The organism is Streptomyces sp. NPDC001880, from assembly GCF_053594575.1.
The window spans coordinates 72,138-91,841 of record NZ_JBSFET010000020.1 but is presented as its reverse complement, the minus strand read 5'-3'; the positions used below and the strand labels follow the sequence as shown (position 1 = coordinate 91,841).

Genomic DNA, 19,704 nt, shown 5'->3' with positions numbered 1-19,704 from the left:
GAGGAGAACGCAGGCCGCCGTGACCGGCCGGACTCCGCGGACGCGCAGGGTGAGGCGTACGCGTGAGGACGTGCCGCGCACGGCGGCCCAACTCTTTCTCCGGTTCAGCCGGCGGAAGAAGTCGGCCAGGCGCCCGACTGTGCCCCGCGCTTGGTTTTCCTCCCGGCGGAGCGGTTGCTGATGAGCGTCTGCCGGATCTGCGCGGCGGTCGCTCGCGCATGCTCCGAGGTGGAGATCGCGTCGGCGGTGGCGGGTACGAAGCGGTTGGCCGGCTGCCGGCAGTACGGGCAGGGCGCACCGTCGGCGAGGAGGTAGCCGTCCTCGCACGCCCGGTTCGAGCAGGCTCCGGGGCTCACCAGGGCCTCGGCGATCTCCTGGGGTGCCCAGCGGCGACGGTTCTCCTCGTCGCGTTCGTGGATCGCGTGGGACCAGCGGTGGCTCCAGCGCCTTTCGATACGGTCGAGGAGTTGGGCAGCAGTCCGGTGCGTGAGCTCCTCGAACAGGATGTCGGGCAGGGTGCGCGGGACCCGGTGCCCGAGGGCCTGGAGCAGTGGCTGGGGAAAACCCTGCATGATGAAGCGCATCGGGTCGTTGCCCGGGCTCTGCTTCCACTGCTGGCAGCGACAGACGCCTCCGTCGGGAAGCGGGTTGTGGCAGCGGGTGCACAGTCCGCGGCAGTCCGCACAGATCCCGTCGTTGAGCCCGTCCAGGTGGGGCGCCGGCGCCCTGCCGCATTCACGGCAGCAGGCCGCACATAGGCCGCAGAGCCGCTCACTGCCCTGCTGGGTCGTCCAGTTCCGCTGCTGGCAGCGGCAGCACAGACTGGTGTTGCAGTAGTCGCTGTGCTCGCCGTTGTGCCGGCCGAGGGGAGCGAAGGACACGATGCTTCCTCTTTTCGGGCTGGGGCATACGACGAAGCGGGGGCGGCAGCTCCTCCCCCGCGCGGTGAGACTCCGTACAGCCTAGTGCCGCGGCAGACAACGTTCGCCCCGCCGCGACGCCCGGCACGCACTCTCGCCGCACCGGACGAAAGCCCAAGTACAGCCAGTACGAGGGCTTCCGGCCGGCACGTCGAGAGCACGCACCGGACGCCGCTCCTTGACGGGCAAACGTTGCCTGCCGCGGCACTGGTGAATCGGTGCCGGACCGGACGGCACGAGCAGTCGGCACCGGCAAAACCCGCAGGCCTCCCGCCCTCATCCGCTCTTCCCGATGAACCGGCCAATTCACGGGCGAGGCCTTCACGCTCGCCCGGGCCGCCCACGACACGGCCCGGTCCACGCCGCCGCCCGCGCCTCCGCCGCCATCGTCCGAGATGCCCTGGGATCCGGCTGAGCGATGCCGGCCGGGCGGCGGGGCCGGTCGGAGCCTACGGCCGGCTCGTACCGAGCCGACGCGCTGCTGCCTCAACCGTCTGAGCGAGGAGCACAGCGATGGTCATGGGCCCCACACCGCCGGGAACGATGAAGCCCGGCGAGACTCGGCAGCGGCCGAGGGCTGGAGCTCGGCAACGAGGACCTGTCCGTGAGCGTGGTGATCCACGACCCCGACCGGCTCACCACGCTCTTGGCCGTCCGGCCGCAGGACGGGTCCAGGACCACCGACTCCGGCTCGATCGAATCCGGCAGGTCTGGCCGTGCGCGGTCGTCGAGACCTCTCCAACGGTCTGCGAGTGGAGCCCAGCCCGCAGGACCTGAGCGCTTGCGGCAGACCACAGCGGGGACCAGCGCCTTCCAGAGCGATGTCCGATTTCCGCCAGCTCGGGAACGGGCACCCGCCGATGCTGGAGCCATGACGACGACCTACCAGGTGCGGGCCATCGACCCGGCCGTGCTGAAACAACTGCGGGAACAGGACGACGCCGGTCGCCCCCGGGCACCCAGAACCGATCCGGAGGGCGGTGCCCCGCTGCGCTGCTGTCTACGGCACAGCGAACAAGGCGAGCGGATCGTCCTCGTCTCGTACGCGCCGTTGCGTCGCTGGGCGGTGGAGACAGGTGCCGAGCCGGGCCCGTACGACGAGTGCGGTCCGGTGTTCGTTCACGCCGAGGAATGCGGCGGGCCGGCTTCCGCCTCCGGCTATCCGATCGAACTGCACGGTGCCCGGCGGGTACTGCGCGCCTACAGCGCCCAGGGGCACATCCTCGGTGGGCGACTGATCGAGGTCCCCAAGGAGCGGGCCACCGAGGTGGACCACGCACTGCGCGAGGTCTTCACCGATCCGGCAGTCGCCCTGGTGCACGTCCGCGCAGTGGAGTTCGGCTGTTTCATGGTCGAGATCCGCCGACAGTAGGGAGGCGCAGAGCCGGGAAGAGAGCTGTGTCCTGGCTACGAACGCAGCCGGAATCATGCGCCTGCACCGCCGACAGCGCGGGCACATGGTTCCGGCGCGGCTGGGGGTGGGAGCACTCGGGCCTGCGACAGCCGTATCCACCCGTGCTGCACAGACACTCCACGTCCCAGCGGCACGCACAGCCTGCCGCACGACATGGCCCCCCGACGGGCGTTGAATCGCAGGTCGGTACACGTATCTGTGCGGCCGGCCCCTGTCACCCGCTCGGCGTCGGCATACGTACCGGCGGCCGGACGGGCATACGTACGACGGCCGTATCGAGACGTCTTGTGCTCTCCGGGCGGTCCCCGAGCGGGGATTCACTCGCAGCGGCGCGGCTGCGGCGAGCCCGTGGCCCAGGCTTTCAGGACCGATGAGATCTCCGTCGGCGAATCGATGTCGAGCTTGGTGAGGATGCGCTCGACGTGTCTGTCCGCGGTCCGCTTGGAGATCACGAGGTGCTCGGCGACCTCCCGGTTGGACAGTCCTTGCGCGACCAGCGTGGCGACCTCGCGTTCCCGCGGGGTGAGCGCCTCGGTGACCACGGGCTCCTGCCGGCTGCGGGGCAGGCGCTGCACCCCCGGTGGTGTGTCGGTGTCCGCCCGCACCGCCGCCAGGATCTCGGTCCCCGACAACCGTGCCCCCACACCGTGCCAGCGTTCGTACTCCGTGTTTCCCAGCGCCTCCCGTACGGCGCCGCGGGTCGCCTCTTGTTGTTCCAGCACGGACGTCAGCATGGCCACCGGGTCGCCGCTCAGCCGACGCGCGCCTTCCGCATATCCCAGCAACCACGCCGCCCTTGCGTGGCGTTCCTGCTGTGCGGCATGCCAGGCCAGGCCCAGGCAGCAGAGCGCCGCGACCAGCACGTCACCGATCTCGCTCATGGCGTCCAGAGCCTGTCGCAGTGCGTCGGCACCCTCATCGTGACGTCCGGCGAGCCAGAGTATGAGTCCCTGTGCCATGAGCGTGGATCCATAGAACTGACGGTCACCCGTGCCGTTGAGATGGGCCAGCCCCAACTCGCACAGTTCCAGGGCCCCGCCGGTGTCCCCGAGCACCGCCCGCAGCAGCGCGCCTTCGTAGTGGACCATGCTGATGCCCAGCAAGTCGCCCACGGCGACGATCCGGCGGCGCCCTTGCTCCAGTTCGGCCAGTCCCTCGTCGATCTCACCGCACAGCGCCCGCATCGCTCCGATGTACGGTTCCGTGAACAGCGCCACGCGCTGTTCGTCACAGTTCAGCGCCGACTCCCGCGCCCGCTGGAAGAAGGTCGGCGCCTCCGCGAGATCGGCGGTCCAGGTCGCGAACACTCCGGTCATGAACAGGCCCCAGGCCCGCTCCGCGCAGTCCTCGGGCACCAGACGGAGGCCCTTGTCGATCCAGTACCGCCCCTCCGAGAGGGTGCCGGTCGCCCTCCAGTGGGGGGCGAGCTGCACGGCGAGGCGCAGCCCTTCCGGTGCGCTGCCGGCAGCCGTGAAGGCGTACTTCATCGCGGCCCGGATGTCGGCGATCCGACTGCGCACCGCTTGGTGCAGTTCGGCCTGGGCGGGGGATATCAGCTGGTCCCACAGGCTCCGGGCCGTGTCGCAATGGTGTTCGAAGTGCCGTCCGCGCACGGAGGCCGCGCTGCTGTCCTCGTCCAGGCGCTCGGCACCGTATTCACGGATCGTGTCCAGGAGCCGGTAGCTCGCCCCGTCCTCGCCGACGCGCTGCACGACCGACTTGTCCACCAGACCGAACAGCGCCTCCAGGACCGCGTCGGACGGGAGTCCGCCTCCTCCGCCCACCTGTTCCGCGGCCGACAGCTCGAAGGGGCCGGCGAAGACGGACAGCCGCGCCCACAGCAGCCGCTCCGCCGGGGTGCAGAGCTCGTAGGACCAGCCGATGGTCGTACGCAGTGTCTGATGCCGGGCGCAGGTGGCACGCTGCCCGCCGGTGAACACCTCGAACCTGCGGTCCAGCCGGGCCACCAACTCCCCCAGCGGCGCGACCCGCAGACGCACGGCGGCCAGTTCGAGCGCGAGCGGAATCCTGTCGAGCCGTTCGATCAGTGCAAGCGTCTGCGCCCGGTTGTCCTCGGTGACGGTCCAGCCCGGCAGTACACGGGCAGCTCTCTGCGTGAACAACTCCAGTGCGTCGTCCACTCCGAGCGGGACGATCGGCATCGTCTGTTCGTCGACCAGATCGAGCGGCTGCCGACTGGTGGCCAGGACGCACACCTCGGCGGCCTCGCGCAAGAGGACGTCGCAGAGTACGGCGCACGCGTCGACCATGTGCTCGCAGGTGTCGAGCACGATGAGCAGTTGCTGCCCCTGAAGGTGTGCGACGACCGCGTCCAGCGGTTCCACCCCGGCGTGTTCCGGAGCCCCCAGTACGGTGGCCAGGGTCGCGGGGACCAGTTCGGGGTCGGACAGGGCCGACAACTCGGCCAGCCACACCCCGTCCGGAAACAGGTCCCGCAGGCCCTCCGCCGCGCGCAGCGCGGTGCGGCTCTTGCCGACGCCGCCGGGGCCCACCAGGGTGACGAGCCGTGCCTCGCGGAAAGCCGCCTGGATCAGTGAGATCTCCTCGGCACGTCCGACGAAACTGGTTCGCTCGGCAGGGGGTTGCCCGCGCCGCTGCCCGAAGCCGAATCCCATGGAGCCCCCGTGATGCTCAAGTACCTCACCTCTTCGCGAGATGTCAGCACAGTGTAGATGCGCGACTTCGGAGCGTGGCCGCGATATAGGGGGATATGCAGGCGTTGTGGTGAGGGTTCGGGAAGGGTGAGGTACGCAGGAGTGCGGCGGTGGGGACGCGGACGGCGTGCCCGGTCCGCGTTCTGCGGCGTCGACCACGGGATTGGGCACGGTCGTGACCATCGCGCCGTCTGCGCGCAGCACCGACAGCGACCGGGAGCGGACGTCGCGCGAGAGCGCGTCGCCGGGGCACGGCATCTCCTGGAATCCACCGACCTGGCCGCCGGCACCGACACATCGCTGCGCCGACGTCTGCACGCCCCCATCGGCGTATCCCGTTCACCTGCCGGCGGACGTTCCGCGGGACGGCGGACGCTCGCGGCCAATGACCGGGCCATCGTGTCGTGCGGGATCCGGCCCCGTATCGCATCGCACGGGCCGACACGACACCGACCGCAGACGGTCCGGCGGAAGTGCGGGCCTGTTCGAGAAGCGGATCGGGCAGGCGGCACACTCTCTGCCCACTGCATCGGCCCGCGGACCGGAGCCGGGCGGGACTTCCACTACAAGGAAGCCTGCTGGGGCCGGTCGCCCCTCCACAGCAACACCGACGCCGGGTGGATCCTCCGGGGCCTGGAGAACTCCTGCCCGGGGGTCGGTGTGGCGGGCGTGGCCAAGAAATCCGTCCGTTGTACGGCGATCGGTGTCACGGGCCGGACACGGTGAAGAGCGCACCGTCCGGGTCGCGGACGATGAAGGCGTCCTTCGAAGGGCCGTCGCGTGCGGGAACCAATGACGATTCGCCCCCGGCGTCGACGGCGGCGGTCGCGGCCCGTGCGCTGTCCTCGACGCGGAAGTCGACGACCCACCGAGGCCGGATGCTGGGGTCCGCGGCGGTTTCGATGCCCCCGCCGCGCAGGGTGGCGACGGTGCGCCCTTCGAGTTTCACGCGTACGTGGTCCTGCGCGTAGTCGACCGTGCAACTGCCGGGTGGTTCGGCCCAGCCGAAGACCTCCGCGTAGAAGATGGCGGCCTCGAAGGCATGGCGGGTCTGGAGATCCAGCCGCGCAGGGGCGCTTCCCTCCCCCACCGACCATGCAAGGCTAGTGCCTTCCCAGAAGCCGAAGACGGCCCCCTCACGGTCGGCGGCGATCGCCGCACGGCCCACGCCCAGTTTCACGGGCCCGACGGCAAGCGTGGCACCGCGCTCCCTGATCCGGTCCGCGGTCTCGTCGGCGTCGTCCACAGCGAAGTACGGGGTCCAGACCGCGGGAGGGCTGGTGGCGGGAGAACAGGAACCGATGCCGGCGACGGGCCGGCCGTGTGCCATGGCCACGCAGAAGTTGCTGCCGAGGATACTTGCGACGAACTCCCAGCCCATGACATCGGCGTAGAAGGTCTGGGTAGCACGGAGATCACCCGACAGCAGACTGACCCAGCAGGGAGCTCCGTTTACGGGCCTGATCCTTTCGAGAGCCGGCATTCGATGCTCCTTCGGGTCTACCGCGCCGATGGATCACGGGTTCGGCTTCCACCTGCGCGCACAGTTCCTCCAGGTCGCGATGGCCGCCGCTGGTTCCGCGATCATCCGCTCCTCAGGTCGAACATCACCTCCGTTCCTCGAGGCCTGCCCACTCCGTGAAGAGCAGCACATCGAGGTAGGAACAGACCAAGCAAAAAGCTCGCCCCTGTCTCCGTGACCGAGCGTCGCACAGTGTCCGCCGGTCGTTGACGGGCGTGTGCGGCGATCAGCAGGGTCGAGTTCGTGATCCAACGGTGTACCCCGGGCCGCTCCCCCGCATCTCAGCGCCCGGGCCCTCGCGCCCGATCCCGCGCCACGACCGGCCGAAGCGCTCCTCACCAGCGATGCAAGGCTTGAGGGCGCCCGGAAACGGCATCGTTGCGATCAGGTCGTGGCCGTGTGCGGCCGGTGTTCGGGCAGCCATCCCTCGGCGTAGGCGACGGCATCCGCCAGGTCGAACAGCCGGGCGTCCGCACCGCCCACAGCGCCCCTTACCACCGGACGTTCCTTCTCGAAGGCCGCACCCAGCTCGTCAAAACGGCCCGAGGAGATCGACACATCACGTACGGTCGCCCAGGTGCGGCCCTGCGGGGTCATGACGGCGAAGGAGTTGTCCCCCCGCGGCGAGGGGATCCGGTACTCGGCCAGGTGGAACGCCGTACAGGAGTCGAAGCCCGCACCCAGAAGCAGCACCCGAGCCCCGCCCTCCTCCAGCCGGGCGAGCGGACTGTGATCGCCGAGCCGGCAGTCGAGTGCGTGGCCGTCGACGATCGCGGCTGCACGCGGGCCCACGGCCGCGAAGGACGTCTGCGGATGACAACTACGGACGGCTCCCGGCCAGTTGCGCACGGTATCCGGAGTGACACCGACGCCGAGGGTGGGAGTGATCCGTGCGTCGAAGGGCGGCATCGAGGCCCGGATGTCCGCCCACCACGCCTCGGGCACGGGCGGGTTCCGCCAGTCCGCCGGATCCGAATTGCCAGCGGAGTGGGTCGGCACCACCATCGTCCCGGCGTCGCCGAGAACGTCGAGCAGCGCCGTGACGACGACGGCGGGACCGCCGCAGACCCAGCCGAGCGAGCTGAGCGAGGAGTGCACGAGGAGCGTCTCGCCGGGGCGCAGGCCCATTGCGCGGAGGTCGGAGGCGAGCGAGTCACGGGTACACATCGGGCCGACTGAAGACTTGGTGGACATATCCAGCCGGTGTCCGTGCGCCGACGCACCCGGTCCACCGAATTTCGGCGTCCCGTACAGCTGTTGGCAGTGGTTCAGTACGGCAGGCAGTGAGTGATCAGATCGGCCGTGAGTGACGGAAAGAGCGCCTGGAACAGTTCCTCGTGCGCCGAGGGGCATCGGGCCGGATCCGGGTCCGCCCTTCGATTCCGTGCGCGCCGAACAGAAGGCGGCCGGATGGCCGGATGCCACCGCGACGCCTTCCACGGCTCCCGGTGCCTGCATCGGGCCGCCGCCGACGGCCTCGCCGAGGCCGTCGGCGTGGACCCTGCCTGCGTCCGGATCCGTCACCACCAGCCGGTGGCCGACGGCGTCCCCTGGCGCTGGCCGCCACCATTTCGGTGGAGCGGGCCGGAAGGAAGGAGCTGTAGCAGACTCCGCTTCTCCACCCGGGCCCGCCACCCGACGGGATAGGGGTGCCCGTCACACGGCCCGGATGGTGTCAGGGGCGGCACGAGCGCGGTGTCGACGTACCGCGTCACGGTTGGCGCACCGCTGGGAACAACGGAAGCACCTACGGATACTGGAAAAGTATTCGGGCTTTCCGACAACCCGACGAGGTGCCGTAGCCGTCGTCGCACGCCGCCAGGGATTACCGGACAGCCCGTGGATGTGCGGCGAGGAGGTGCACTGAGCCGGCACAGGGCAGTCGGCGCTCTGCAGCCGACTGCCCTTGGGCGTCGCAAACCGGTGCCACCGTCGGCGAAAACGTTGCGTGGGCCTCGATGCCCCAGGTCACGCCCCGGCCAACAGCGCCTCCAGTGCGACCGCTGTCTCCGGATGACGACCGGTCAGTGCCACGCCTGCCGGGCCGGAATCCGCCGTCTCCCACTCCCCCTCGCAACCCAGCAGTCTCGCCACCGCATCGCACGTCGCGGGGTGCGCGGCGAGCAGCGTGCAACCGTGGCCGCCTTCCGCGCGGTGTGCCGAATCCACCGCCTCCGGCTCCGGCTGTGCCCGCCACGGCGGCAGCCACGCGTCCAGCGCCGCGAGCCGGCCGGGAAAGGTCCGCCCGGCCTCACGGATCAGCAGGGGGGCCAGCTCCGAGCCGCCCGATCGCAGAGTGGTGATCAAGGTCGGCAGCCACGGCAGGAGCACCGGGTCCGGCAGCCGTGCGAACGCGTTCGACACCGCCTCCACCACGAAGTCGGTGAGTCCCGGGACGGGATCCAGCGCTTGCACGAAGCCGCTGAGGTAGCGCGGATAGGCGGGTACCGCCAAGGGGTTGCCCAGCAGTTCGTCGCACCTCGCGCGAAGGTCCCCACGGGAGAGATGCCCGAGCTGCACCTGGGCCGCCCACAGCAGAGCCGTCTTCGACGACTCCTCCGGATGCGACTGGACCACCGCCAGTTCCAGCTGGGTCCGGTCGCATCCCAGCGAGAGTGCGAGGCTCTCCATGCTGAACAGGAAGCCCAGCATGGCCGCCACTTGGCGGACGGTGGCGTCCTCGTCGGTGAACGCCGTCGGCAGCAGGGTGCAGTAGTGGGCGTACCCGGCTTTGACGAAGGACTCGACCCAGGGCGGCAGCACCGGCTCGTTGGTGCGGTAGTACGCCAGCAGCCGCCGCACTCGGCGCAGTACCTCGGGGGCGCCGTCGACGCTGCGTTCGGCCGACAGTACCTCCAGGGCGTGTGTGCCGAGCTCGTCCGCGAGGCGGCGGCTGCGCAGGTACAGCGTCGCGTCCTCGACGGTTTCCAGGACGGTCGCCGCGGTCGCGCGGCGGTCGTACGCCGTACGGCGCAGGCGCTGCTCCAGCACCTGCTCGATGCTGACGCCCTCGTAGCCGAGCTCGATGAGCGCGCGCTGGTGGGTGCCGAGCGCGAGGTCCCACGACTCCTGGATCGGCCGCTCCCCCAGCTTCCGTTCGCCCATGATCGGGCGTGCGGCGCCTTGCGGCATCAGGTGGCGCAGCATCCACAACACGTCGGAGCAGCGCTCCAGTTCCGGCTGGGAGGCGATGTCCAGCAGCGCTCGCTTGACGCCGCTCTGCTGGAGCTTCAGGCCGAGCGGCGCGAGCCGGTCGTGCACATCTCGGGCCAGGGGTGGCAGCGCTTCGTAGCCGACCTGGCCGACCCGGTCGCCGCCCATCATGATCTCCACAAGGCGCCGCACATCGCGCCGGCCCGGCACGGTGTCCTTCTCGATGCAGGTGACGGCCGCGTCCTGGAAGTCGTACGGCGTGGGCCTGGCCCGGTCGCGCATTCCGGCCAGCAGGATCGACGTCTCGAACACCGCGATGGCGTCGGCTGTGGAGGAGAGGTAGCCGTTGCGGCGCGCGGCGCGCACGATCTCCACCGACCAGCCGAGCAGTTCGGCCTCGTCCAGCCGGTCCAGGGCAGGCGGTCGCTGCAGGAAGCCGGTCAGCTTGTCCGAGGGCGGGAGATCCGGTACGGGATCCATTGCGGTCAGGGCCTTCTTGGCCCTGGCCTTCTTGGCGCCCGTCTGTCCCGCCAGACGGTACGGCTCCACGCGTGTGCGTCTGACGTTCTTCGCCCATACGGTCGCGGCGATCGACACCGAGCCTGCGGCGAGGCCGAACTGCGCCTCGATCGCCGCATGGCTGGACGGAATCAGACCGTGCTGCCAGGTGGTGGCGGTGGGCGGGCTGATTTCGAAGGTGTCGGTGCCGTGGACGCCGAACTCCGCGACACGGCTGGCCGCGTGGAACGCTCCGCAGACGTAGAGGCAGTCCGCGGGATCCGCACCGGTGGCGGCCAGGTGTTCACGCATCCTGGTCCACATGTAGCGTTCGCGGTCCTCGTCCACGCGGACCCGTTGGGGGTCACCGGGTGCGAGTCGCCGGAAGAGGCTTCCGATCAGGAGCATGACCTGGCGGTAGGTGTCATGGTCGCTGTCGCCGAGCGGCAACTCGACGTACTGGTGCCACCATTCCGACCAGTGCCGCACCTTGCCGTGGCGCAGCAGGTGCTCCTCCAGTTCGGCGAAGCGCGGTCGCAGGTCGCCGATCTCCACGCCGACCGCGTCGCCGTGCAGCGCGGCTTCCTCCTCGACGGGCGGGGCGTCCGGGTCGGCCGACTCGGGCGTCGCCGTTCCTCGTGTGTCCCACTGGAAGACGTGGTCCGAGGAGCGGTCGACGAGGACCAGCTCGACGCCCGGTGTGTCCAGTGCGTAGGCGATCGCCTGGTATTCGGCGGAGGCCTCGGTGATCGGTGCGACCACCGACAGCGGGGACCACTCGGCGGGGAAGCCGTCGACATCGGTCGCGAACGACTGGACCGCCACCGGGAGCTTGCAGTTGCGCAGTTCGGTCAGCAGCGGCGCCATGTCCTCGCACAGTTCCAGATACACGACCTTGGGCTGCTTCTCCCGCAGACGGCGGGCCATGGCGATCGCCGAGGCCGGCGAGTGATGGCAGACGGGGAAGATCTCGAGCGGCTCGCGGACCGCGTGGTCCACGTCGTCGACGATGCCGAGGAGGATGCCTTCCAGGGCGTCGGGTCCGTCGGCGAACGTCGCGGCGGCCTCCTGGAGCTGGGCGCGCAGTCCCTCGAAGGTTCCCTCGTGGGCGCTGCTCATGACAGGGTGGCGATCGCGTCGCGGCCGCCCTCCAGGAACTCCGGCCAGGATCCGCCCTCTTCCTTGCTGCGCGGCTCGACGACGCCGTGCAGGTATTTGTTGAGGATGGCCAGGTCCTCGGGCTCGCGCCGGGCCAGCGACCCGACGAGCGAGGAGGCCAGTGTGCGGGCGGTCAGGGCGCGCTCGCCGAAGAAGTTGCTGTGCAGCACCGCGTCCTCGAGCACACCGATCTGTTCCGCGGTGGACAGCGCGGATTCCAGCTTCTCGTCGTCGCTGCCGGCCGCGGCGGCCGAGGCACGCAGGTCGGCGAAGCTCTGCAGCAGTACGTCGAGGAGCGTCGGCGGCACTTCGAGTTCGATCTGGTGACGGCGGAGCAGTTCCTCGGTTCGGAAACGGACGATCTCCACCTCGCTCCTCTTGTTCGTCACCACCGGGATGCGGACGAAGTTGAAACGGCGCTTGAGCGCCGAGGACAGGTCATTGACGCCTCGGTCGCGGCTGTTCGCGGTGGCGATGATCGAGAAGCCGGGCTTGGCGAAGACGATGCTGTCGCTGTCCAGTTCGGGAACCGAGATGTACTTCTCGGACAGGACCGAGATCAGTGCGTCCTGCACATCGCTGGTGGAGCGGGTGAGTTCCTCGAAGCGGCCGATGGCGCCGGACTCCATCGCGGTCATGATCGGCGAGGGGATCATCGATTCCCTCGACTGGCCCTTGGCAATGACCATCGACACGTTCCAGGAGTACTTGATGTGGTCCTCGGTGGTGCCGGCCGTGCCCTGCACCACCAGCGTGGAATTGCGGCAGATCGCGGCGGACAGCAGCTCGGCCAGCCAGCTCTTGCCCGTGCCGGGGTCACCTATGAGCAGCAGGCCACGGTCCGAGGCGAGCGTGACGATGGAGCGCTCGACGAAACTGCGGTCGCCGTACCACTTCTGCGAGATCTCCCGGTCCAGGCCGTCGGAGCGCTCGGAGCCCAGGATGAACAGGCGGACCATCTTCGGGGACAGCCGCCAGGAGAAGGGCTTGGGGTTGTCGTCGATGGACTCGAGCCACTCCAGCTCTTCGGCGTACTTGATCTCGGCGGGGGCGCGCAACAGGTCGGACATAACAGGGCCTTTCTGAGCGTATGTGCGTTGAACGTTTAAGCGAGGAAGGTCTTGAGCTCGTGGACGAGCTTGCGGATGTGGCCGGAGAGCACCGGCGCACCGAGGTCCTTGAAGCGTTCACGGAACCACGGGTTGACACTGCCGCGGCCGGAGCTGGTGACGGAGCCGACCGGGATGAACTTGGCTCCCGAGCGGTGAATGGCGGCCATGCTCTCGAACAGTGGCTCGGTCTGCCATTCGTAGAAGTCGGAGATCCACACCACGACGGTGTTGCGGGGCTCGGCGATCTTCGGCTGGGCCAGTGCCATGGCCACCGTGCCGTCGGTGCCTCCCCCGAGGTTGGTGCGCAACAGGGTCTCGAAGGGGTCGTGCACCCACGGTGTGAGGTCGAGGGCCTGCGTGTCGTACGCGATGAGGTGGACGTCCACCTTCGGCAACCCGGCGAAGATCGACGCCAGAATGGTGCAGTTCACCATCGAGTCGACCATCGAGCCCGACTGGTCCACGACGACGATCAGCCGCTGGGGTGTCGTCTTGCGCACCGTGTGCCGGTAGTAGAGGCGGTCGACGTACAGCCGCTCCTCCTCCGGGCTCCAGTTGGTGAGGTTCTTCCAGATCGTGCGGTCGAGGTCGAGGTTCCGGAAGACCCGCTTGGGCGGGACGGAGCGGTCCAGGGCGCCCACCGTGGCCTTCTCCACCTGCGTCCGCAGTACTTCGGCGATCTCGTCGACGAAGCGGCGGATGAGATCCTTGGCGTTGGTGAGGGCTACGCCCGAGAGGTTGTTCTTGTCGCGCAGCAGCTGTTCGATCAGTGACATGCTCGGGGTCAGCTGCGCGGCGAGCTTGGGGTCGGCCAGCACTTCGCGCAGGTGCATCCGCTTGACGAGGTCGGCCTCGATGCTGCCGAGTTCCGGGCCGATGGCCGGAATCAGCCGACTGAGGTCGGGGTTCGTGCCGCCCCCGCCGGTGCCGGTCGGGCTGACACCCGGCCCTGCGGCCCGTCCCCCGGCCCGGCCGCCGCGCAGCTGACCGGGCTTGCAGCCGAGCGCGCGTTCCAGCCAGCCCGCGTCGGACTGCCAGCGCGCCAGCTGTCCGGCGGTGACTGTGCCCGAGCCGGAGGCGAAGACATTGAGCAGCACCTTCGACACCAGCGCCGCCCGTCGTACCTCGGCGGCCCGGTCGCGTGTGCCGTCGGGGTCCTGGGCGGGCGCCATCAGCCCGTCGAACTCGGCGGCCAGTTCGGGGTGGCGCTGCACGATCGAGTCGACGGAGGCCTGTGGGTCCAGCAGCGCGGAGGGCAGGCCGATGTCCTCGACGACGGCGAGGCTCGCGGATTCCAGCGTGCTCTGTTCCTCCTGGTCGAAGAGCCGGGCGAGGAGCCGCCAGTACAGGACCTGACGGCGGTTCTCCTCGGGGTCCGCCTCCGGGGTCCGCGGAACCTCCGGGCTCTTCCGGATGTCCGGGTACCGCTGAATATCCGGGTTCTGTGAGGTGGTGTTCCCGGCGGTTCGTTCCGTCGTGTGCTCCGTCATTTCCGCAGCAGCCTTCCCGCACGCTCCCGCAGCACGGCCACGGCGTCCGTGGCGGCCTTCTCGGCCTTCACGCCGGCCTTGTCGGTCGTGCCCCCGGCCCATCCTCCGGCATGGATCGCGACGGCCTTCTTCCGTACGGTCGTCTCTACGGCCAGGGGCTGGACGAGATACGTCCCGGCGTCCCAGCGGAGCAGTCCGATGCATGCACCGGATGCCGCGACGGCCTCGGGGGTGAGCGGCCCTGCGGTCGGTATGCGGTCGGCGTCGACGACGAGTGGGCCTCCGGCGAGGGTGAACGTCAGTGTGTCGTCGTCCTTGTGGACGGTGTAGCCCTCCAGGAACACGGGGACGGCGATGCGCGCCGGATGCCGGTCCAGGGGGGCGGTCGCTGCGGCGGTGGCAGTGGGCAGGGCGACGCGGGCGGTGGCGAAGGCGTCGGCGGGCTCGCCCTGGCGTGCGTGCTCGTCGCTCCAGACCAGGTCCCCCTCGGCGGTGACCGGCATGTCGGTGAGGTCCATCGAGCGGCCCTCGCCGACGGCGGCCAGGAGCGACATGTGCGGGCGGAGCAGCTGCCACAGCCCCGCTCCGACGACCGTGTCCGGCTTCGGCACCGCTACCCCGGCACGCACCAGGCGGGGCGTGCCGCCGTCCGCGGGTTCGAGAACGGCGTGGACCTGGGCCTGTACGGCCGTCGCGTGTTCATGGACATCGACGCCGAGGGGCAGCAGGCGGCCGGTGGCCGTACCCGTCACGGGCACATCGGCCGCACCGGGCAGTGTCAGCAGCAGCGCGCGGGACCACAGGTCGGCCCAGCGGCGTGCCGGGATTCTCTCCAGCGACGCGCCCGGGCAGGACGCGGCCAGTTCGGCGGCGAAGCCGTCGAGCAGCGTCGCCAGGCGGCGCAGTGCAGGGTCCGGGAGCATCGCGGAGACGACCGGCGCCGCCCCGGAGACCACTTCGTGGTCGATGCCCTGCCATCCGGTGCGCGCCAGGTCGGACAGCCAGGAGCGGGCGGCGGCGAGCAGGTTCACCATTTGCTGTCCGGCAGGCGGCGGGACGGTCTCCTCGTCTCGGGACCGGCCGGTCGCCTCCTCGATGCGGGCCATCAGTGCGTCGTGGGCGGAGCCGAGGAGTGCGGTGCGGGCCGCGGCGAGGGCGACGAAGTGGTCCTCCCTCGCGGCTCCGCCAACCGTCTTCTCGGCGGCCTCGGCGGCCCTGGCGGCAAGCGGGGTCCCGGCGACCGCGTGGGCGAGTCCGGTCAACCCGGCGGTCTGGGCGGGTTGCGGACGGAGCAGGCCGGCGACGAGCGCCTGGTCGAAGGCTTCGACAGCTGCCAGGGCCTCGTCGAGTCCGGTGATGGTCTCCGTGAACAGGTCGGCGCGCATCAGACCACCGTCCTGGTCGTCGGGAACCAGTGCATCTCCGGCAACGGTGAGCTGGCCGGGGTGAGTTCCAGGTAGGCGAGGTGGCGCAGGAACCGGCTGAAGACGGGCGCGGCGGCCTTGGTGTCGCCCTGCGAAGGACGTGTGTCACTCATGCCGGCGGTGATGCTGTGCGCGCTCGGCTCTCCGTCCGCGGTCTCGACCCTCAGGTAGCGGGCGACGCGCTCGGCGCCGTACTGCAGCACCGCCTCGTTGACCAGGGCCCGTATGTGATTGCAGAACGATCCCCGAGCGCCGCCGCAGGGCCGGTTGTTGTTGGTGCTGCAGGCGAACGTGTACGTACCGGCGGCGACTGACGACACATAGACCCGTCCGATGTCCGAGCCGCTGGACACCACACCCTGCAGGCGTCCGTCGGCCAGCTCGACGAACGGGACTTTGGCCAGCTTCCGCGGTCGTGCGGGTGTTGTCACCCGTACCGTGCTCGACCTCTCCCAGTCTGACAACGCACCACTCCTATGTGCACCATGGCGACTTCCGCGCCACAACGGCAGAACACGATCGAACTTACCTGCGAGCACTGACAACGATGCTGAGACGGGGGTCCGGCGGTCGTGGCCAGGGCACTGGCTGACGCCCTGCTGGGTTGTCCTCGCGTTGTTCTGTCCGGCGCCGGAACCCGTCCTCATGGCTCCGGCCGGCTACCTCGCAGTCGCCGAGCTCGCCATCGGCGTCGCCGGATACGCAGTGGCCCGGCCTTTCTGACCGCACACGGCCCCGTGCTCGCGACCGGTGTGGAAAGCACTTCCTCCCACGGGGCCGGTTTCAACCGGACCGCCCGCTCCCCCGGGCATCAGGTCATCGAGGTCAACCGCCCCGACAAGGCCGAACGCCGCCGCCCCGGTCGGTCCGGCCCGATCGACGGCTACGCCACGCCAGCGCCGCTCCGTCCGGACGAGCCGACAGCACTCCCAGGGGCGACGAGGAGGCGTTCCGCTGCCCGAACACCACGGTGACCGTCCCCGGCACCGCTGACCTGCAGCCCCTGCGAAACGCCAGGAACATCACCCTCACCTCCGCCGCCCAGCACTTCGTAGCATCAACGCCCGGCCGGGACGAACGACGGCTCCTGCCGCTGGTCGCACCTGGATGGATGAGGCTCGGCACTTCGGTCCTGAGCCGTGCTCCTCGCGCCAACCGTTGGCGTCAGGGCGTGCCCGCCGCTCCTCGGGGGTGCACGACTTCTCCGTCGATGGGCAGCGGGCGGAGCGGGATGGCGACGAGATCGTACTGGGGACACGGCGTCGTGATGCACTGCTTCGGCGACGGCACGCAGACACGTCCGGCAGGTGCCACGACGGCGGCGCATGGGCTCGCCTGTGGCGCGACGGGGCTTTCCCCGGCGGACGCCGGGCCCGCCAGGGTGAGGGGCAGGGCGGTGAGAGCGACCACCGTGGCGGCACGCAGCAGGTTCTCGATCACAATCAGCAGAGTCAGCCGGGCTCCGGCGCGGCGTCGCCCCGCAGGCGGGTCAGTCACCCGTACGGGTTGCGATGTTCACCCTCGGGCCCCACGCCCTCCCCCTCCACATGTTCCTCATAGGAGCAGGCGGAGAAGGCGGCCTGTTCGCCCGGGCGCCGGGCGCTGTGGTCGGAGGCTGCGGGGACTATTCGGCCGCAGCCGCCTCGTTCCCGGCCTCGGCAGAGGTATCCGGGCGGCCGATCGAGCAGACCAGAGCGTTGTCCTTGACATCGGCGACGATGGTGTCGCCCGGCTCCGCCTCGCCGCTCAACAGCAGCGAAGCGATGCGATTGTCGAGTTCGGTCTGGATCGTGCGGCGCAGTGGGCGGGCTCCGAACTCCGGCTGGTGACCGTGTGCGACAAGGAGCTTCTTCGCCGCCTCGGTGACCTCCAGCTCCATGTCCTGGGCCCGCACCCGGCGTTTGCTGCCGTCCAGCATGAGGTCGACGATGCGGCCGAGGTCGTCCTTGTCGAGGCCGTGGAAGATGATCGTCTCGTCGACGCGGTTGAGGAATTCCGGCGGGAAGTGGCCCCGTAGATCGCCCATGAGGTCCTCGCGGATCTCGGAGACATCGCCCTTGTGGGCGAGGATGCGCTGGGCGCCGATGTTGGACGTCATGATGACGACGGTGTGACGGAAGTTCACCGTCCGCCCCTGTGCATCGGTCAGGCGTCCGTCGTCCAGGACCTGCAGCAGCGTGTTGAAGACGTCGGGGTGGGCCTTCTCCACCTCGTCGAAGAGGAGCACGCTGTACGGCTGGCGGCGGACTTTCTCCGTCAGCTGGCCGGCCTCCTCGTGGCCGACGTATCCGGGAGGTGCTCCGACGAGCCGCGAGACGGTGTGCTTCTCCTGGAACTCGCTCATGTCGAAGCGGGCCATGCGGTTCTCGTCGCCGAACAGCAACTCGGCCAGCGCCTTGGCGAGCTCGGTCTTTCCCACACCGGTGGGCCCGAGGAAGAGAAAGGAGCCGACGGGCCTGTTGGGGTCGCCCATTCCGGCACGGTTGCGGCGTACCGCCTGCGCGATCGCGGCGACCGCCTCGTCCTGGCCGACCACCCGGGAGTGCAGGGCGTCCTCCAGCTTGAGGAGCTTCTCCTTCTCGCCGGCGGTGAGCTGCGTGACCGGAATGCCGGTGCGGCGGGAGACGACATCAGCGATGTCGGCGGTGGTGACGTCCATGACGCCCTCACGGCGTTCCTCGATGCCTGCGAGTTCCGCCTCGGTCTCCGCGATCTGCGCCTTCAGCCCGGAGGCCTTCTCGAAGTCCTCGGACGCGACCGCTTCGTCCTTCTCCCGCTTCAGCTTGGCGAGCCTGTCCTCGCGGGAGACGGCTTCGGTGGACCTGCCGAGCGAGCGCAGCCGTACCCTGGCCCCTGCCTGGTCCATGAGGTCGATGGCCTTGTCCGGCAGGAAGCGGTCGCTGATGTAGCGGTCGGACAGCTCGGCCGCCGCCACCAGGGCGTCGTCGGCGAAGCGGACCTGGTGGTGGGCCTCGTAGGAGTCGCGCAGGCCCTCCAGGATCTGAACGGTCTCCTCGACCGTCGGCTCGGGCACCATGACGGGCTGGAAGCGGCGTTCCAGTGCGGCGTCCTTCTCGATGTGTTTGCGGTACTCGTCGATGGTCGTCGCTCCGACAACATGCAATTCGCCGCGCGCCAGTGCGGGTTTGAGCATGTTGCCGGCGTCCATCGCGCCCTCGCCGGACGCCCCGGCGCCGACCACGGTGTGCAGCTCGTCGATGAACAGGATCGTCGAGTCCGCGGCGGCGCTTACCTCTTCGATGACGTTCTTGAGCCGTTCCTCGAACTGGCCCCGGTACTGGGAGCCCGCCACCAGGCCGGAGAGGTCCAGGGCGATCACCCGTTTGTCCTTGAGCGTACGGGGGACGTCGCCGGCCACGATGCGCTGGGCGATTCCCTCCACGATCGCGGTCTTGCCGACGCCGGGCTCACCGATCAGTACCGGGTTGTTCTTGGCGCGCCGCGAGAGGACCTCCACGGTCTGCTCGATCTCCTCGGCCCGGCCGACCACGGGGTCCAGCTTGCCGGCCTTGGCTTCCTCGGTCAGATCGCGTCCGTACTGGTCGAGGGTGGGAGTGTCGCTCGTACCCGCCGCCGGGACACCGTCGGCCCGTGCCGCGGTCTCGGCCTCGCGCCGCAACTTGCCGGTGTCCGTGCCGTACGCGCCGAGCAATTTGGCCGCACCGGAGTCCCGGGCGTCCAGCAGCGCGCCGAGGATGTGCTCCGGCCCGATGTAGGAGACTCCGGCCGCCTGGGAACGCTCGTAGGCCTGGAGCAGTACGCGTTTGGCGGCAGGCGTCAGGCTCGGCTCCGCGGACGGGGTGGCGCTCTCACCCGGCAGGATCTCGGCGATGCGTCTGCCCAGCTCGTCGGGGTCCGCCCCGGCCTGTACGAGCAGTGTGCGGGCCGGGTCCACCTGGGTGGCGGCCCACAGCAGGTGCTCGGTGTCCAGGTCCCGGCTGCCGTCGCCGGTCGCGCGGGTGGTCGCCCGGCCGATCAGCTCGCGGGCCGATTCGGTCAGCAGCCGCCCGATGGGAACCCGCTGCACCTGTGGCGGTGAGGACGCCGGGGACATCCCGAAGAACCTGTTGAGCATTTCCGAGAACGGGTCCGGGCCGCCGAAGGAGCCGAAGGAAGACATGGTCATGGTCACCGTCCAGTGAATACGGGTGGGGGCGCGTGGGACGGCCAGGGTCGCCCTGCGCCGGACGCGGACGTGGGGTGCCCGGAGCCCACGGATCACCGGGCTCGCCTCGTGGCCCCCATGGGCAGGTGGTTTCACTAGACCAACGCGCACCCCGGCACGCAACGGCGCGGATGCTCACGCGTCTCCCGCGC

General features: G+C 69.8%; 12 protein-coding genes and 1 pseudogene. 1 reads left to right on the top strand and 12 read right to left on the bottom strand.

Going from position 1 to position 19,704, the window contains the following annotated elements:
* Window positions 1-104: 104 nt before the first annotated feature.
* Both ACWCQ6_RS14860 and ACWCQ6_RS14855 read right to left on the bottom strand, forming a co-directional pair.
* Entirely contained in the window at window positions 105-881 is a 777-nt protein-coding gene (locus ACWCQ6_RS14860; RefSeq protein WP_451089112.1) for a hypothetical protein, read from the bottom strand.
* Window positions 882-1,369: 488 nt separating this feature from the next.
* Window positions 1,370-1,462: pseudogene (locus ACWCQ6_RS14855) on the bottom strand (bifunctional 5,10-methylene-tetrahydrofolate dehydrogenase/5,10-methylene-tetrahydrofolate cyclohydrolase); the annotation flags it as partial.
* Between the two features lie 329 nt (window positions 1,463-1,791).
* Here ACWCQ6_RS14855 and ACWCQ6_RS14850 point away from each other — a divergent pair.
* Window positions 1,792-2,292 (top strand): DUF1203 domain-containing protein, encoded by a 501-nt coding sequence (locus ACWCQ6_RS14850; protein WP_451089110.1) that lies wholly within the window; start codon window positions 1,792-1,794, stop codon window positions 2,290-2,292.
* Window positions 2,293-2,651: 359 nt separating this feature from the next.
* On the opposite strand, the gene ACWCQ6_RS14845 is transcribed toward ACWCQ6_RS14850, so the two are convergent.
* From ACWCQ6_RS14845 to ACWCQ6_RS14800, 10 genes are all read right to left on the bottom strand, one after another.
* Entirely contained in the window at window positions 2,652-4,970 is a 2,319-nt protein-coding gene (locus tag ACWCQ6_RS14845; protein WP_451089109.1) for an ATP-binding protein, read from the bottom strand.
* 745 nt (window positions 4,971-5,715) lie between these two features.
* The gene (locus ACWCQ6_RS14840; RefSeq protein ID WP_451089107.1) at window positions 5,716-6,492 is read right to left on the bottom strand and encodes a VOC family protein; all 777 of its coding nucleotides are present in this window, start codon (window positions 6,490-6,492) and stop codon (window positions 5,716-5,718) included.
* Between the two features lie 423 nt (window positions 6,493-6,915).
* Entirely contained in the window at window positions 6,916-7,725 is an 810-nt protein-coding gene (locus ACWCQ6_RS14835; RefSeq protein ID WP_451089105.1) for an aminoglycoside N(3)-acetyltransferase, read from the bottom strand.
* Between the two features lie 774 nt (window positions 7,726-8,499).
* Window positions 8,500-11,301: a hypothetical protein gene (locus ACWCQ6_RS14830; RefSeq protein ID WP_451089103.1), complete on the bottom strand. Its 2,802-nt coding sequence runs from the start codon at window positions 11,299-11,301 to the stop codon at window positions 8,500-8,502.
* Complete coding sequence (locus ACWCQ6_RS14825; RefSeq protein WP_451089101.1) at window positions 11,298-12,410, bottom strand: ATP-binding protein; 1,113 nt, start codon at window positions 12,408-12,410, stop codon at window positions 11,298-11,300. The genes ACWCQ6_RS14830 and ACWCQ6_RS14825 overlap by 4 nt, the downstream gene beginning before the upstream one ends.
* Before the next feature lie 35 nt (window positions 12,411-12,445).
* Complete coding sequence (locus ACWCQ6_RS14820; protein ID WP_451089099.1) at window positions 12,446-13,942, bottom strand: VWA domain-containing protein; 1,497 nt, start codon at window positions 13,940-13,942, stop codon at window positions 12,446-12,448.
* A complete protein-coding gene (locus ACWCQ6_RS14815) occupies window positions 13,939-15,327 on the bottom strand; it encodes a hypothetical protein (RefSeq protein ID WP_451089097.1) in 1,389 nt (462 codons plus the stop codon). Before ACWCQ6_RS14815 ends, ACWCQ6_RS14820 begins: the two co-directional genes overlap by 4 nt.
* Entirely contained in the window at window positions 15,327-15,830 is a 504-nt protein-coding gene (locus tag ACWCQ6_RS14810) for a hypothetical protein (protein ID WP_451089095.1), read from the bottom strand. Before ACWCQ6_RS14810 ends, ACWCQ6_RS14815 begins: the two co-directional genes overlap by 1 nt.
* A gap of 700 nt (window positions 15,831-16,530) precedes the next feature.
* Entirely contained in the window at window positions 16,531-16,806 is a 276-nt protein-coding gene (locus tag ACWCQ6_RS14805; RefSeq protein WP_451089093.1) for a hypothetical protein, read from the bottom strand.
* Between the two features lie 184 nt (window positions 16,807-16,990).
* The gene (locus ACWCQ6_RS14800; RefSeq protein WP_451089091.1) at window positions 16,991-19,513 is read right to left on the bottom strand and encodes an ATP-dependent Clp protease ATP-binding subunit; all 2,523 of its coding nucleotides are present in this window, start codon (window positions 19,511-19,513) and stop codon (window positions 16,991-16,993) included.
* Window positions 19,514-19,704: the final 191 nt, after the last annotated feature.

Coding starts and splice junctions, on each gene's coding strand:
- ACWCQ6_RS14835 (WP_451089105.1), bottom strand. CDS start 7,725: ATGTCCACCAAGTCTTCAGTCGGCCCGATGTGTACCCGTGACTCGCTC.
- ACWCQ6_RS14820 (WP_451089099.1), bottom strand. CDS start 13,942: ATGACGGAGCACACGACGGAACGAACCGCCGGGAACACCACCTCACAG.
- ACWCQ6_RS14825 (WP_451089101.1), bottom strand. CDS start 12,410: ATGTCCGACCTGTTGCGCGCCCCCGCCGAGATCAAGTACGCCGAAGAG.
- ACWCQ6_RS14830 (WP_451089103.1), bottom strand. CDS start 11,301: ATGAGCAGCGCCCACGAGGGAACCTTCGAGGGACTGCGCGCCCAGCTC.
- ACWCQ6_RS14815 (WP_451089097.1), bottom strand. CDS start 15,327: ATGCGCGCCGACCTGTTCACGGAGACCATCACCGGACTCGACGAGGCC.
- ACWCQ6_RS14840 (WP_451089107.1), bottom strand. CDS start 6,492: ATGCCGGCTCTCGAAAGGATCAGGCCCGTAAACGGAGCTCCCTGCTGG.
- ACWCQ6_RS14800 (WP_451089091.1), bottom strand. CDS start 19,513: ATGACCATGTCTTCCTTCGGCTCCTTCGGCGGCCCGGACCCGTTCTCG.
- ACWCQ6_RS14850 (WP_451089110.1), top strand. CDS start 1,792: ATGACGACGACCTACCAGGTGCGGGCCATCGACCCGGCCGTGCTGAAA.
- ACWCQ6_RS14845 (WP_451089109.1), bottom strand. CDS start 4,970: ATGGGATTCGGCTTCGGGCAGCGGCGCGGGCAACCCCCTGCCGAGCGA.